The 14,342-nt window shown below is 63.4% G+C and carries 13 protein-coding genes; 9 read left to right on the forward strand and 4 right to left on the reverse strand.

Annotated elements, in window-relative coordinates:
• Positions 1-270 precede the first annotated feature (270 nt).
• Both NKH70_RS03845 and NKH70_RS03850 read right to left on the reverse strand, forming a co-directional pair.
• Positions 271-681 (reverse strand): cupin domain-containing protein, encoded by a 411-nt coding sequence (locus tag NKH70_RS03845; protein ID WP_292653907.1) that lies wholly within the window; start codon positions 679-681, stop codon positions 271-273.
• A 59-nt stretch (positions 682-740) separates the two neighbouring features.
• Positions 741-1,403 (reverse strand): TetR/AcrR family transcriptional regulator, encoded by a 663-nt coding sequence (locus NKH70_RS03850; RefSeq protein ID WP_352717984.1) that lies wholly within the window; start codon positions 1,401-1,403, stop codon positions 741-743.
• Between the two features lie 206 nt (positions 1,404-1,609).
• On the opposite strand from NKH70_RS03850, the gene NKH70_RS03855 reads away from it, so the two are divergent.
• From NKH70_RS03855 to NKH70_RS03870, 4 genes are all read left to right on the forward strand, one after another.
• The gene (locus tag NKH70_RS03855) at positions 1,610-2,341 is read left to right on the forward strand and encodes a GntR family transcriptional regulator (RefSeq protein WP_352717982.1); all 732 of its coding nucleotides are present in this window, start codon (positions 1,610-1,612) and stop codon (positions 2,339-2,341) included.
• Between the two features lie 56 nt (positions 2,342-2,397).
• The gene (locus tag NKH70_RS03860; protein WP_352717980.1) at positions 2,398-3,504 is read left to right on the forward strand and encodes a mandelate racemase/muconate lactonizing enzyme family protein; all 1,107 of its coding nucleotides are present in this window, start codon (positions 2,398-2,400) and stop codon (positions 3,502-3,504) included.
• Between the two features lie 211 nt (positions 3,505-3,715).
• The gene (locus tag NKH70_RS03865; protein ID WP_352717978.1) at positions 3,716-5,038 is read left to right on the forward strand and encodes an NAD(P)H-dependent oxidoreductase; all 1,323 of its coding nucleotides are present in this window, start codon (positions 3,716-3,718) and stop codon (positions 5,036-5,038) included.
• 20 nt (positions 5,039-5,058) lie between these two features.
• The gene (locus NKH70_RS03870) at positions 5,059-6,555 is read left to right on the forward strand and encodes a xylulokinase (RefSeq protein ID WP_352717976.1); all 1,497 of its coding nucleotides are present in this window, start codon (positions 5,059-5,061) and stop codon (positions 6,553-6,555) included.
• 100 nt (positions 6,556-6,655) lie between these two features.
• On the opposite strand, the gene NKH70_RS03875 is transcribed toward NKH70_RS03870, so the two are convergent.
• The gene (locus NKH70_RS03875; protein WP_031211026.1) at positions 6,656-7,618 is read right to left on the reverse strand and encodes a sugar-binding transcriptional regulator; all 963 of its coding nucleotides are present in this window, start codon (positions 7,616-7,618) and stop codon (positions 6,656-6,658) included.
• 266 nt (positions 7,619-7,884) lie between these two features.
• Between NKH70_RS03875 and NKH70_RS03880 the strand changes: the two genes are divergently transcribed.
• The 5 genes from NKH70_RS03880 (at position 7,885) to NKH70_RS03900 (ending at position 13,211) form a co-directional block, all read left to right on the forward strand.
• Positions 7,885-8,895 carry an ABC transporter permease gene (locus NKH70_RS03880; protein WP_352717974.1) on the forward strand — a complete coding sequence of 337 codons (1,011 nt, stop codon included), beginning with the start codon at positions 7,885-7,887 and terminating at the stop codon, positions 8,893-8,895.
• A 150-nt stretch (positions 8,896-9,045) separates the two neighbouring features.
• Positions 9,046-9,984, forward strand: coding sequence for a sugar ABC transporter substrate-binding protein (locus tag NKH70_RS03885; RefSeq protein WP_352717972.1), 939 nt, complete (start codon positions 9,046-9,048; stop codon positions 9,982-9,984).
• Positions 9,985-10,017: 33 nt separating this feature from the next.
• Positions 10,018-11,526 carry a sugar ABC transporter ATP-binding protein gene (locus NKH70_RS03890; RefSeq protein ID WP_352717970.1) on the forward strand — a complete coding sequence of 503 codons (1,509 nt, stop codon included), beginning with the start codon at positions 10,018-10,020 and terminating at the stop codon, positions 11,524-11,526.
• Between the two features lie 126 nt (positions 11,527-11,652).
• Complete coding sequence (locus tag NKH70_RS03895) at positions 11,653-12,417, forward strand: SDR family oxidoreductase (RefSeq protein ID WP_353024825.1); 765 nt, start codon at positions 11,653-11,655, stop codon at positions 12,415-12,417.
• 8 nt (positions 12,418-12,425) lie between these two features.
• A complete protein-coding gene (locus NKH70_RS03900; protein WP_352717966.1) occupies positions 12,426-13,211 on the forward strand; it encodes an SDR family oxidoreductase in 786 nt (261 codons plus the stop codon).
• Positions 13,212-13,267: 56 nt separating this feature from the next.
• Here NKH70_RS03900 and NKH70_RS03905 read toward each other — a convergent pair whose 3' ends face one another.
• Positions 13,268-14,338: a D-alanine--D-alanine ligase family protein gene (locus NKH70_RS03905; protein WP_353024826.1), complete on the reverse strand. Its 1,071-nt coding sequence runs from the start codon at positions 14,336-14,338 to the stop codon at positions 13,268-13,270.
• Positions 14,339-14,342 lie beyond the last annotated feature (4 nt).

The raw sequence follows: 14,342 nt of genomic DNA on the forward strand, positions 1-14,342 counted from the left end.
CTGGCCTCCACTCCAGCCAGCATCTTGAATCACAAAACAGATAAATCTGGAATCCCCTTTGATTCCGTCAAAGGGGGAACCGCTCTAGCTGTGAAAGCAGTTTGTGGATCAGCAAACGAGCCATCCATCCAGCCGACGGCTTGTCGCGGCTGCACGTAGCACTCGCGCGAAGGCCCGCTTCGACCCTGGATGGATGGACTGCTGGATTTAGGCGGCATAAGGCACCGTCGTCCAGGTCAAATCCTGAGCCTGGCGCAACGGTTTCGCCGGTCAGGCCGCCTGCAGGATCTGGATTCCGTGGCGTCCGGTAAGCTCGATCACGCGGTTAATCATGTCAGCGGTCGGCGGGCCGGAGGGCGCGTCCTTGGATGCAGCCTCTTCGAAGAATGCGATCATCTCGTCGTCGACGATCGCCATGAATATAACCGGCACGGGACCAGCATTGCGATAGCCATGGGGCGCGTTGCCCGGAATGGTGACGACATCACCGGGTTCCACCTCATATTCTTGCGCGACACCATCGATCACCGTCCACATCGTGAGAGTGCCCTCGAGAATGCGGAAAATTTCCGCGGAAGGATGCGTGTGGGGCGGCGTGCCGCTTCCAGGAGGTACCGTGACGTCGATCACGTTGAGTGCCGTCCCAGCGAGCTTTGCCCGGACAGCGACCTGATCGCCCATCACCCAGAAGCCTTGAACCGAATCGGCCGGATGGACCGTCGCTTTGGTCTTATGCCAAGTCACTTGCTTTTTCCCTTTCGAACAGCGCCCTGCTGCGATTTTGCCGCATTGAGCAAGGCGCGAATTGCCCAGGCGGCTGCCTCTCCGGCCTCACGGCCGGTAAGACCCCAGTAGTCTTTCATCGTCTGCCAGGCAGTGGCGCTGAACAGGAGCTGGATCACGGCCTCAAGCTGGCGCGCCGCCTTCGGGTCCATTCCGTTTGCGACTTGCGAAAGGCTGCTCCGAAAGGCACGTTGCCGCTCACCATTGGCTTGCAGGCGCATCTCGCGCCCGGTAGCGCTCGCATGCGAGGCCCTGACTACGCCTTCGATTGCGTCCAACGAAGCGAAAAGGTCGGGAGGAAGATCGATCAGATCCTGCTCCCGCTCAGGCCAGAACCGCACTCCCAGCGAGGCATTGGTGCTGGCCCAAAAGGCTTCCAGAAGCGCTTCCTTCGTCGGGAAGTGGCGGAAGATCGTCCTTCGGTTCACGCCCGAAACCTCGGCAACCTCATCGAAGCCAAGGAGGCTGTATGGATTTTGCTCCAGGATCGTTCGAATGGACGCGAGGATGCGCTCGCGCGTCGCCTGCGCCTGCTCTGCCCGCAGCGGGCTCTCGTATTTCTGAGTCATCATTTGTGAATTCATGTCACTGCTAGTGACACAAAGCTTCCCAGTCGTCAATGGACATTGCGAAGGCTACGCACCAGTCCGTTTCCCGCTGCGAGAAGCCAGCTGACGCTCAGCGAGGCGAGCGGGAAGGCTTGCGTGGCCAGGCTGGCTGAGGCCGGAAGAGCGCCAATGTCATGCAGGATCGACAATCCAGAAATTCCTCTTGTTAGATTGTCGACAATCTGCTTGTGTCGCTTTTGGTCTCCTGGAGCAGCCGGATGGCAAAGCTGGATTTCAATCCGATCGCCGATACGACACGCAGGGCAGAGATCGTCGCGCTGCTCCGGCGGGCGATCCTGACCGGCCAGCTGGAGCCGGGGCAGAAGCTCAACGAACTCAGGATTTCCGAGCAGATGCGGGTGAGCCGCGCGCCGCTGCGCGAGGCGATGCGCGAACTGGTGCAGGAAGGCATCCTGACCAGCATCCCCTACGCCGGAACCTTCGTCATCGACGTTACCGCCAAGGATATCGACGATGCCTATTCGCTCAACAAGGTGCTGGACGAATTCGCCATCGCGCGGACCTGGTCGCTTCGCGACCAGCGCTTCTTCGACGAACTCGACCGGCGCCATGCGGCGGTGAAGCAGGCGACGCGCGAACTGGACACGACGCGGCAGATCGAAACGGCGCTGCAACTGCATGGCCTGATCCACGAATGGGCCGACAATTCGGTGCTGCTTGAAACGTGGCAACGGCTGACCAGCCGGCTGCAGATGTACTTCGCGTTGCACCAGCGGGCGCGCAACGAGCCGGTGCCTGCCGAAGATGCTCACGAGACCTATGTGCGGCTGCTCAAGGGCACCGACATGCGCGCCGCCCAGCGCCATGCCAAGGAGCACATCGATTTCGATTTCGAGGCATTGCTCGCCTATGCGCGCGGGCTGGAGCAACGCGGCTCAAATGACGCTAGTCGTGCAAGTCTGACCCGCGGCCGGCCCGAAACCGCCTGATGAGCCCGATAAGTTTGGTGGGCCACCCTTAATATCGCAGATAACGGACAGAAAACGTGCAGATCAAAACCATTGAAGCCTACCATGTCGTCCAGCCCTTCGTTGACGGGCCTTATCGTATGTCCAAGGGGCGCGTCGCCGATGCGTTCGACGCGGTGATCGTCGCCGTCACCGCCGATAGCGGGCTCACCGGCTGGGGCGAGATGGCGCCGCTCGGCAATTTCTATTCGCCGGCCTTCGCCGCCGGTACGCGCGCCGGTGTCGTCGAGATCGCGCCGTATCTCATCGGCCATGATCCACGCGGGCTTGCCAGTATCAACAGGCTGATGGATACCGTGTTCAAGGGCCATCCCTACATCAAGTCGGCGCTCGACATGGCGTGCTCGGATCTTGCGGCGCGCGCCGCCGACGTGCCGCTGGTGACACTGCTTGGCGGACGCGAAAGCGAGACTGCCGAACTCTACAAGGTCGTCACCCACGGCACGGTCGACGCGATGGCAGCACTCGCCAAGCACATCGTCGACCAAGGATTTCACCGGCTGCAGGTCAAGGTCGGCGGCAACGTCCATGACGACATCGAACGCGTCACAGCCGTTGCCGCCGCGGTGCCGAAAGGCACCGTCATCTTCTGCGACGCCAATGCCGGCTGGACCCCTTACCAGGCGCGCCAGTTCGTGGATGCGACGCGCACCATCGACTATACGTTCGAGCAGCCCTGCACGACGATCGACGAATGTCTGTCGGTGCGCCGCTCGCTCGACAAGCCGATGGTGCTCGACGAATCCGTCGCCTCGCTGGATGATATGCTCGACATCCATCGCAAGGGCGCCGCCGACGGGCTGACGCTGAAGATCTCGCGGCTCGGAGGAGTAACCAAAACGCGCCAGATCCGCGACCTTGCCGTCGACCTGGGCTTCATGATCACGGTCGAGGACACTGGCGGCGCCGAGATCGACACATCGGCCATGGCGCATCTGTCGCTGTCGACGCCGGAGGAGCGCCGGCTGCACGCCATCGCCTTTCACGAATGGGTGACGGTGCGCACCGCATCCAACATGCCGCCAGTTTCGGGAAGCCGCATGGGCATTCCGGACGGGCCGGGACTTGGCATCGATGTCGTTCCCGACCTGCTCGGCGCGCCCTTCTTCGAGATCGGCAGCTGAGCGCAATAAGGCTGCACCCAATCGACCTGAATATGCCGCGTCCTTCTGACTGCAGAGGCACGGCCGTGTGGATTGACCGCTCATCCAATCGTCTTCGGCCGATTGCAGAGCGACAATGCCCAATTGCCGGTTGAAATATTTTTCATTTGGAAATAGAAATGTTCAAAACTGATTTGGACGCTGCGGCGCGTCAGGAACTGGAGGAAGCGACATGTCCCATCCGCAATTTGCAGCGGAACTTCTGCAGCGCGCTGAACAGCAGGGACCGATCACCATCGGGCTTGCCGGCGCCGGGCAGATGGGCACCGACATCGTCGTCCAGGTCGCGCTGATGCCGGGCATGCGGATCGGCGCCATCTCCGAAGTCAGGCCGCAGGCAGCGATCGACGCGGCGCTGCTCGCTGGCCACGACCGTTCCGACATCGTCCAGGCCGGCAATGCGGCGGCGATCGACCGCGCCATCGAGGCCGGCAAGATCGCGGTGACCGAAGATTTGCATGCGCTGGCGGCGGCCGGCCGTATCGACGTCATCATCGACGCGACGGGCAATCCCAATATCGGCACGCTGTTCGCGCTCGAAGTGATGAAGAATGGCAAGCACATCGTCATGCTCAATGTCGAGGCCGACATCACCATCGGCCGCTTCCTCAAGGAGGAGGCACGCAAGGCTGGCGTCGTCTATACCGGTGCGGCCGGCGACGAGCCCGCCTGCACGCTGGAGATCATCGGCTTTGCCAAAAGCCTCGGCTTCAACATCATCGCCGCCGGCAAGGGCAAGAACAATCCGCTGAAGATCGACGCCATGCCGGCCGACTACGAGAAGGAGGCGGCCGAGCGCAACATGAATGCGCGCATGCTGGTCGAATTCGTCGACGGCTCGAAGACGGCGATCGAAATGGTGGCGATCGCCAATGCGACCGGGCTGGTGCCCGACGTGCCGGGCATGCACGGCCCAACCGCGACGCTGGAGGAACTGGCCAGCGTGCTCTGCCCGCGCGAGAATGGCGGCGTGCTGCATCGCAAGGGCGTGGTCGACTATTCCATCGGCAAAGGCGTCGCGCCCGGCGTGTTCTGCATCATCGAGACCCGGCATCCGCGCGTGCTGGAGCGCATGATCGACCTCAAGGTCGGCAAAGGCCCCTATTTCACGATCTTCCGGCCCTATCATCTGACCAGCCTGGAAGTGCCGCTGTCGGCGGCGCGCGCGGTGGTCTACAAGCGCGCCGACATGGAGCCGCTCGACCGTCCGGTCGCCGAGGCGGTGGCGGTTGCCAAGAGCGATCTTGGTGTTGGCCAGTCGCTCGGCATGATCGGCGAGAACGACTATCGCGGCTTCGCCATGACGTGGGACGATGCTCGCGCCCGCGGCGCCCTGCCGCTCGGCCTTGCCGAACGCGCCAAGGTGGTCAAGCCGCTCAAGACCGGCGACTTCCTGACCTATGAAAATTGTGTACCCGACGATTCGATGGTGATAACCCAGATCCGCCGCCGTCTCGACCAATCGGACGGACGGTTCGCTACCAACGCAGCCTGACCCCGCCGGATCTCCGCCTGATGGACGATGTCGTAATCGGGATCGATGCCTCGACCACGGCCGTGAAGGCAATTGCCTTCACGCGCGACGGCGAAGAGCTGTTCCAGGCGCGCGAAGCCTATCCGCTTTCAAATCCGAAGCCTGGCCATTTCGAGCAGGACGCCGAACATTGGTGGACCGCGCTGCTTGGCGCATTGAAGCAGGTCACCGAGGCGGTCGGCGCTGCGCGGGTGGCGGCGATCTGCATTGCCCACCAGCGCGAGACCTTCACGCTGGTGGACAGCGCCGGCAACCCACTTATCCCTGCGATCCTGTGGCTCGACGAACGCGCCCGGCCTCACGTTATCAGGCTTTCGGCCGAACTCGGCCGCGAGGCGATCCGCGACTGGAGCGGCAAGCCGCCGGACCCGACGCCGGCGCTCTACGCCATTGCCTGGCTTGCCGAACACCAGCCCCAGGTGCTTCACCAGGCAGCGGCGGCGGTCGACGTGCACGGCTTCTTCGTTCAGCGGCTGACCGGGCGATTGGTCACCAGCACCGCAAGTGCGGATCCGCTCGGGTTGCTCGACGTCGAGAAAGGTACCTGGCATCCCCGTCTCGTTGCGGCCGCCGGACTGCAGATGGAGCAATTGCCCGAGCTGGTCGCGCCGGGCGCAATTTGCGGCGGGCTTTCCACAACCGCGGCGCAGCTGACCGGCCTGGAGGCTGGCACGCCGGTTGTGGCAGGAGCGGGTGACGGGCAAGCTATGGGCCTCGGCATGGGTGTCTATGGCGAGGGCAAGAGCTATCTCTCGCTCGGCTCCGGCGTGGTCAGCGGCTGCTATTCCGGCAAGGTGAAAACCTCGGACGCCTTTCGAACGCTGGTCTCGCCGACCGGGTCCGGTTTCATGCTGGAGACCGTGCTGCGCTCGGGCATGCAGCTGGTCGACTGGATCGTTCGCACGACCGGTTCGCCGTCGGCGGCAGCGCTGGAGAAAGCTGCGCTGGATGTTGCCGCGGGCAGCGAGGGCCTGCTCATCATGCCCTATTGGGCCGGCGTCATGAGCCCGTATTGGGACGGTGCGGCACGCGGCGCCATTGTCGGCCTGTCGCTGGACCACCGGCCGGAGCATCTCTTCCGCGCTGTCCTGGAAGGCATCGCCTTCGAGCAGGCCGTTGCCACCGAGGCCATGGAAGCCCGGGCCGGCGGCAGACCGGCAGCGATAATTGCCGCGGGCGGCGGCACCAATTGCGCGCTGCTCATGCAGATCATGGCAAGCGTGCTCGAGCGGCCGCTCTCGGTTTCGCCGGTCAACGAGGCCGCCGCACTCGGCGCTGCCATGCTGGCGGCTGCCGCCGTCGGCTGGTTTGCCTCGCCGGAAGCCGCCGCGAAGGCAATGGCCGCCACTCCCACCAGGCATGTCGATCCGGTCGACGGACTTGTCGCCGGCTATCGCGACCGCAAGGCAATCTACCGCGATCTTTATCAGGCGACGCGCGACATCCACACCCGCCTCGGCGCTCTCAGCCGGATCTAAAGCGCGTCGCGTTCGACCGGCCTCATGCGATGCGCTTTAGATTCTTGTTTTGATGCATGTCGTTACCGCAAAACCGCTGCACACTTTTGCGCGACATGCATTAGCGGTTGAGCAGGCCCTTGGCCGCGTCTTCGTCGGTGATCAGAACCGATACCTTGGTGTTGGCGAGTGCAGCCCGCATCACCGCAACCTTCTCGCTGCCTCCCGACACCAGGATGATGCTCGGGATATCCGATAGATCCTGCAGCGGATAGGCACAGACGCGGCGGTTGACCTCGTGGTCGACCGGGCGGCCCTCGGCGTCGATGAAATGACACAGAATATCGCCGACGGCGCCGGCCGCCTGCAGTTCCTCGAGTTCGCTGGGCTTGATGAAGCCGTAATTGGCGATCGGGCTGTCGTTGGAAAACGAGCCGACGCTGAGCACGGCGATGTTTGCCCGGCGTGCTCGGAAGACGACGTCCTGAACGCTGCGCTGGCTCATGAAAGCGTCGCGCTGCTCCGGCCTGTCGGCATAGACCGGCACCGGCAGCAGGAAGCACTCCGCACCGATCTTTTCGGCGAAATCCCAGGCGCTTTCTGTCGGGTTGAGCGGCTGGGCATGGGTCAGGCCGCCAAGCATCGAAACTACCGTCGTCCTGGCGATGGGCCGCCGCGGCAATTCATTGATGGCGAATTTCAGTGTCCGCCCCCAGCCCAGTGCGATAACATCGCCGGCATTCACGTGGTCGGCCAGGTAGGCGGCGGCGGCGTGGCCGATCATCAGCGGCGCGTTGCTTCGGTCGGCCGCCGACGGTACCACAACAGCTTGGCTGAGGCCGAACCGCTGCTTCAGGCTTTCCTCCAAAATCACACATTCGACGACGCTGTCGCGGATGCGGAACTGGACGACACCCTCTTCGCGGGCGGCGGAGAGAATGCGATGCACCTTGATGCGGCCGACGCCGAGAATTTCGGAAATCCGCTCCTGTGTAAGGCCCTCGACATAATAGTGCCAGGCGGCGCGGGCCTTGAGTTCGGCGTCGGGGAAGCGCGAGGCTCTTTCGTTCTCTACGATCGTCATCTGTTTGCCTTGCCGCAGCCGCCGGCTCTGCTCACGATATTCCAATCCGGCGACTTCGAAATGCCCAAGATTTCGGAGACCTTGCGTAAGGCAAACCGGCGGACAGCGCAAACCCGTCGTCGAATGAAGCGGCAGGCCTTGACAATTTTCCGACGAACAGTTTAGCTGAACAAAATTGCATACTAAAGATAAATTGTTCACAGGGAGGGGCCTGGTGAACAAAGTGGCCCGGTGATGCAGCGCCGGATTGCTGTGGAGGAGACAAAGTGGCTGTGAGCAACGACGCAAGCGAGTTGAAGGCAGGCTCTGGCGCGCAGGCTACGGCGGGCACAAGGTTTTCGGCTGTCTTTGCCGGAACCATGGGCCCGCTGATCGGGCTGGTTCTGCTGTGCCTGGCGCTCTCGCTGACTACCGACACCTTCCTGACTGTCCGCAACATCCTCAACGTGCTCGACCAGGTCACCGTGCTCGGCATCATGGCGATCGGCATGACGCTGGTCATCCTGATCGGCGGCATCGACCTGTCCGTCGGCTCGGTGCTGGCGCTGGCTTCCATGGTGATGGGCTTCGTCGCCCATCCGGACTATCTCAATCTCGGCCTGCCGGTCGGCATCGCCGCAGCCCTCGTCGTCGCTGGTCTTTGCGGGCTGGTTTCGGGCCTGCTGGTGACGGTCACCAAGCTGCCGCCCTTCATCGCCACGTTGGCGATGATGTCGGTGGCGCGCGGTCTCGCCAACATGATCACCGACGGCTCGCAGATCGTCGGCTTTCCCGACTGGTTCACCAGCCTGTCGATCATCCGCCATTTCGGCTTCCTGTCGGTCACCGTCGGGCTGATGATCGTGCTTGCCGTCATTTTCGCGATCTTCCTGAATTATCGCGCCACCGGACGCAGCCTCTACGCAATCGGCGGCAGCGCCGAAGTCGCCCGGCTTTCCGGCATACCGGTCAAGTCGCTGACCAACTGGGTCTATGCGATCTGCGCCGTGCTCGCCGGTCTCGCCGGCATCGTGCTTGCCGCCCGGCTCGATTCCGTCCAGCCAAGCTCCGGCCTCGGCTACGAACTCGACACGATCGCGGCAGTGGTGATCGGCGGCGCCAGCCTGTCGGGCGGCGTCGGTTCGATCGGCGGCACCGCCATCGGCGTCCTCATTATCGGCGTGCTGCGCAACGGGCTGAACCTGCTCGGCGTGTCGCCCTTCATCCAGCAAGTGGTTATCGGCGTGGTGATCGCGCTGGCGGTGGCCACCGACACCTGGCGCCGCCGAGCACAATGAAGAATGGGGCACAATGAAGAATTGGGCTCAATGAGATTCACCCGGATATTCGGGCGAAAACGGATCGGTGATCCGAAACTGGGAGTTGTTCGGCCAAGGGGCGCCGCGATGCGCGGGCAGGACAGATTGAACATCAACGGAGGAATAAACATGCTGACCAAACGTTCATTGCTGCTTGCCGCCGCGGCCGTCATCCCGCTGCTTGGTCTGTCCGACATGGCCTCGGCCAAAGAGGCCAAGAAGCTCGGCCTCGCCGTCGCCAATCTGCAGGCCGACTTCTTCAACCAGATCAAGCAGTCCGTCGAAGCCTACGGCAAGGAAAAGGGCATCGAGGTCGTCACCGTCGACGCCAAGGGCGATTCGGCGACCCAGGTCAGCCAGGTGCAGGACCTGATCACGCAGAACATCGATGCGCTGATCTACATTCCGGCCGGCGCCACAGCCGCCACCGTGCCGACCAAGACCGCCAAGGCTGCCAGCATCCCGGTCATCAATGTCGACCGCAACGCCGACGGCGCACCCGGCGACACCTTCATCGCCACCAACAGCGTGGCATCGGCCAAGGCGGTTTGCGACTACATCGCCAAGCAGGCCGGCGGCAAGGGCGAGTTGATCATCATCCACGGCCAGAAGGGTACGACGCCCGAGGTCGACCGCTCGAAAGGCTGCGGCGAAGCGTTGAAGGGCTATCCCGACATCAAGGTGGTCGGCGAATTGTGGAGCGAAGGCTGGCACCAGGACGAAGGCTTCAAGCTGACGCAGGATTTGTTGCAGTCGCATCCCGATGTGTCGATCGTCATCGGCCAGGCCGATGCGCTGGCGCTCGGTGCGGCGCAGGCCGTCAAGGTCGCCAATCCCGGCCACAAGGTCTGGGTTGCCGGCTTCGACGGTGACGTGGCGGCGCTCAAGGCACTGAAGGACGGCGTCTTCGACGTGACCGCGACGCAGCAGACCCAAGGCATGGGCCGGCTTGCCGTCGATGCAGCAATCAAGCTGGTGGCCGGCGAGACCATTCCCGCCGAACAGCTGCAGGATGCGACGCTGACCACCAAGGACAATGTCGAGCAGTTCATCGCCAAGCATCCCTGATTGAGACCAGTCCGGCAGTCGACGAGCGCAACGATGTCCACCGATCCTCGCCACACGCACAGCCTCCATAGCGGGCTCGTCGTCAGCGGCCTCTGCAAGAGCTACGGGCCGGTACAGGTCCTGGCCGATGCGAGCTTCGAGGTGCGGCCGGGCGAGGTCGTGGCGCTACTTGGCGAAAACGGCGCCGGCAAATCGACTGTCTCAAACATCATCGCCGGGTCGACCAAGCCCGATGCCGGCACCATCACCTGGCGGGGGAACCCTTATTCCCCCGCCAATCCTGCAGCGGCGATCGACGCCGGCATCGGCATGATCCATCAGGAGCTGAAGCTCTTGCCCGATCTGTCGGTCGCCGAAAACGTCTATGTCGGGCGCCTGCCGATGCGTGGCGGCCGCATCGACCGCGCGGCAATGAATGCACGGGCATCGGCCCAGTTGAAGCGTCTCGGCCTCGATGTCTCGCCCGAGCGCAAGGTGCGCACGCTGCGTATCGCCGCCCAGCAGCAGGTCGAGATCGCCAAGGCGCTGACGCTCAATGCCGAGCTGCTGATCTTCGACGAACCAACGGCAGCCCTCGGCGGCGAGGAGACGGAACTTCTGTTCCAGCAGATCCGCAAGCTCAAGGCGGAAGGCATGTCCTTCATCTATATCAGCCACCGGCTGGACGAGATCGCCCAAATCGCCGACCGCGTGGTGGTGATGCGCGACGGGCGCATCGTCGCCCGGCACGAGCGCGCCGACATTCCGGTGCGCACTGTCGTCGAGCAGATGGTCGGCCGCAGTGTCGAGCGGATGTTCCCTACGGTATCGGCGCCGGGCAACGACACGCTGCTCGAGGTCGAGAACCTGTCCTCGCCGGAACGCAGCTTCCAAAATGTCAGCTTTTCGGTGCGGGCCGGCGAAATCCTCGGCATTGCCGGGCTGATCGGCGCCGGACGCACGGAGCTGGTGCGGGCGATCGCCGGTGCCGATCCGATCTCATCGGGATCGGTGCGCGTCGCCGGCAAGCCGGTGCATCTCAATGGCCCGGCGGCGGCGATCAAGGCCGGCGTCGTTCTGGTACCGGAAGACCGCAAGGCGCAAGGCGTGGTGCTCGACCAGACGATCGGCGAGAACCTGGCGATCGGCAATTTCGACCATGTCGCGCCGAATGGCTGGGTGTTCCCGAAGGCGGTGCAGAAATTCGCCGAGGCTGGTATTCGCCGGCTCGGCGTCAAGGGACGGCCGAACCAGGCGGTCAGCAAGCTCTCCGGCGGCAACCAGCAGAAAGTGATCATTGCCAAATGGGTGTCGCGCCCGCCCAAGGTTTTCATTCTGGACGAGCCGACGCGCGGCATCGACGTCGGTGCACGCGCCGCGATCTATGATGTCATCGCCGACCTTGCCCGTTCCGGCATGGCGGTGGTGGTCGTGAGCTCCGACCTCGAGGAAGTGCTCGGCCTGTCGCATCGTGTGCTGGTGCTGAGCCGCGGCCGGCAACGCGGCATTCTTGACCGCAGCGAAGCAAGCAATGTCGCTGTGATGGAACTCGCCACGAGCTAGGACAGCCCATCGAAACAAAGCGCAGCAGGTGGTATCCTCCCAGGCACCAGACCGCGCGGGGCGCCAGCAACAGAGTTGGCGCCCCTTTATTTCCGGAGGACGGCGGTTGGAGCAAAGGGACCGACGATGAAACTATTCGAACTTCATGGTGACGTGGCACTTGTGACAGGCGCCGGCAGCGGCATCGGGCAAGCAATCGCCATTGGGCTGGCCGAGGCCGGCGCCGACATCGCTTGCTTCGGCCACGCCTCCAAAGGCGGGCTGGAGGAGACCGCACACCAGATCACCGCATTGGGCCGCAAAGCACTGGTGCTGACCGGCACGGTGACTGCAGAGGCCGATCTCGCGGCCGCGATCGAGCGTACGGAGGCGGAACTCGGCGCGCTGACGGTCGCCGTCAACAATGCCGGAATCGCCGGAGCTGAGCCGGCAGAGACGCTGTCGCTGGAAAAATGGCAGAAGCTCTATGACGTCAATGTCAGCGGCGTGTTCCTGTCCTGCCAGGCCGAGGCCCGCGCCATGCTGACGCGGCGCAAGGGCTCGATCATCAACATCGCCTCGATGTCGGGCTCGATCGCCAATCGCGGCCTGACCCAGGCGCATTACAATTCGTCGAAGGCCGCGGTCATCCACATGTCGAGGAGCCTCGCCATGGAATGGGCCGATCGCGGCCTGCGCGTCAACGTCGTCAGCCCCGGCTACACGCTGACGCCGATGAACAAGCGGCCGGAGGTCGCCGACCAGGTCAGGATCTTCGAGCGCGATACGCCGATGGGCCGCATGGCGGCGCCGGAAGAGATGGTCGGCCCGACCGTGTTCCTGGCCAGCCGCGCCGCGAGTTTCGTCACCGGCATCGACCTGATCGTCGATGGCGGCTTCGTCTGCTGGTAGGAGAAAAGATGCAGAAGCGATTCCAGGGAAAAACGGCGGTCATCACCGGCGCCAGCGGCGGCATCGGCGCGGCAATGGCCAGGCGCTTCGCGGCGGAAGGTGCCGCGGTCGTCGTCAGCGCCATCGACGCGCGCGTCGACGAGGTTGCCGCCGATCTGAAGGCTGCGGGCGCCAGGGTCGCATCGCTGCGCATGGACGTGACCAGGAAGGACGAGGTCGTTGCCCTCTACGACCTGGCCGAGCAACAGTTCGGACGCGTCGACATCTCCGTACAGAATGCCGGTGTCATCACCATCGCCAGGATCGAGGCGATGACCGAGGCCGAATGGGACAAGGTGATGGCGGTCAACACCAAGGGCGTGTTCCTGTGCTGCCAGGAGGCGATCGCGCGCATCCGCAAGCATGGCGATGGCGGCCGGCTGATCAACACCGCATCCGGCCAGGCGCGGCAGGGTTTTATCTACACGCCGCATTATGCGGCCTCGAAATTCGGCGTCGTTGGCATCACCCAGAGCCTCGCCAAGGAAGTGGCCAAGGAGAAGATCACCGTCAACGCGATCTGCCCCGGCATCATCGACACCGACATGTGGGCCTATAACGATGCCGCATGGGGCAAGTTGATGGGCGACTACAAGCCCGGCGAGCTGATGGCCGAATGGGTGAAGAACATCCCGATGGGCCGCGCCGGCAGCGGCGAGGATGTCTCCGGCCTGGTCAGTTTTCTGGCCAGTGACGATGCAGCCTACATCACCGGCCAGACCATCAATGTTGATGGCGGCCTGATCATGTCGTGAGCGGCGGCGCGGGCCAACGTACCATCGACCGGGATATGAAAGCCGCTTCGCTGCGTTCAGGCTGCTCGGCCCGCCCGTGCCAATCCATGTTCCACGAGCCGGTCGATGATTTCGGAATAGCTGACGCCGCTTGCCGCCATTGCCTTGGAATACATGCTGATATCGGTGAAGCCGGGGATGGTGTTGATTTCATTGACCAAGAACTGCATGTCCGGTATCAGGAAGAAGTCGATGCGCGCCATCCCGTCACAGCCGACGGCTCTGAAAGCCCTTGCGGCTACATCCCGCATGCTTGCCTCGACCTCCGGCGGCAGTTCGGCCGGCACTTTCAGCACCGCGCCGTTCTCGTCGATGTATTTGGCATCGTAGCTGTAGAAACCGTGGCTTTCCGCCGGCACGATCTCGCCTGGCCGCGAGACGAACAGGTCGCCTGCCGGGTCCTCCAGCACGCTATATTCGACCTCGCGCCCACGAATGAATTCCTCGGCCAACAGCTTGCAATCGTGCCGGAAGGCTTCAGCAAGCGCTCCATCGAATTCCTGGCTGGCATTGATCTTTCTGACGCCGACAGACGATCCCTGACGCGCCGGTTTGATGAAGAACGGCAGGCCGAGTTCGCTTTCCAGTGTAGCGAGGGCGGGTGCCGCACCTTCATGGATCGTCACTGAGCGCGCGATTGGCAGCCCCGCCGCTTTCAGGAGCCGCTTGGCGATATCCTTGTCCAGCGCGGTTGCTGAACCCAGGATGCCGCAGCCGGCGAGCGGCACCAGAGCCACCCCGGCCACCCCCTGTACCGAGCCGTCTTCGCCATGAGGGCCGTGCAGGACGGGAAACAGGATGTCGATCTTTGGCAGATCATAGGGCGTGCCGTCGGCCGGGATCGCCATCATCCGTCCGCGCCCACCCGGAACGAGGCAAACTTGCGTGCGGCCCGCAGGTTTTGCGAGCGTACCATCCTGGAAGCTGCTCAGCAGCCACTGTCCTTCGCGCGTGACGAAGATTGGGACGGCATCGTATTTGGCGGGCAGCAGAGCCCGCATGACATTGGTTGCTGAAAGCACCGAAACGTCATGCTCGGCGGAACGTCCACCAAAGAGCACGGCGATGCGCAGTCTGTTCAGGGTCATGAAA

It is taken from the genome of Mesorhizobium sp. M0991, from assembly GCF_040318915.1.
Classification (GTDB): Bacteria; Pseudomonadota; Alphaproteobacteria; order Rhizobiales; family Rhizobiaceae; genus Mesorhizobium.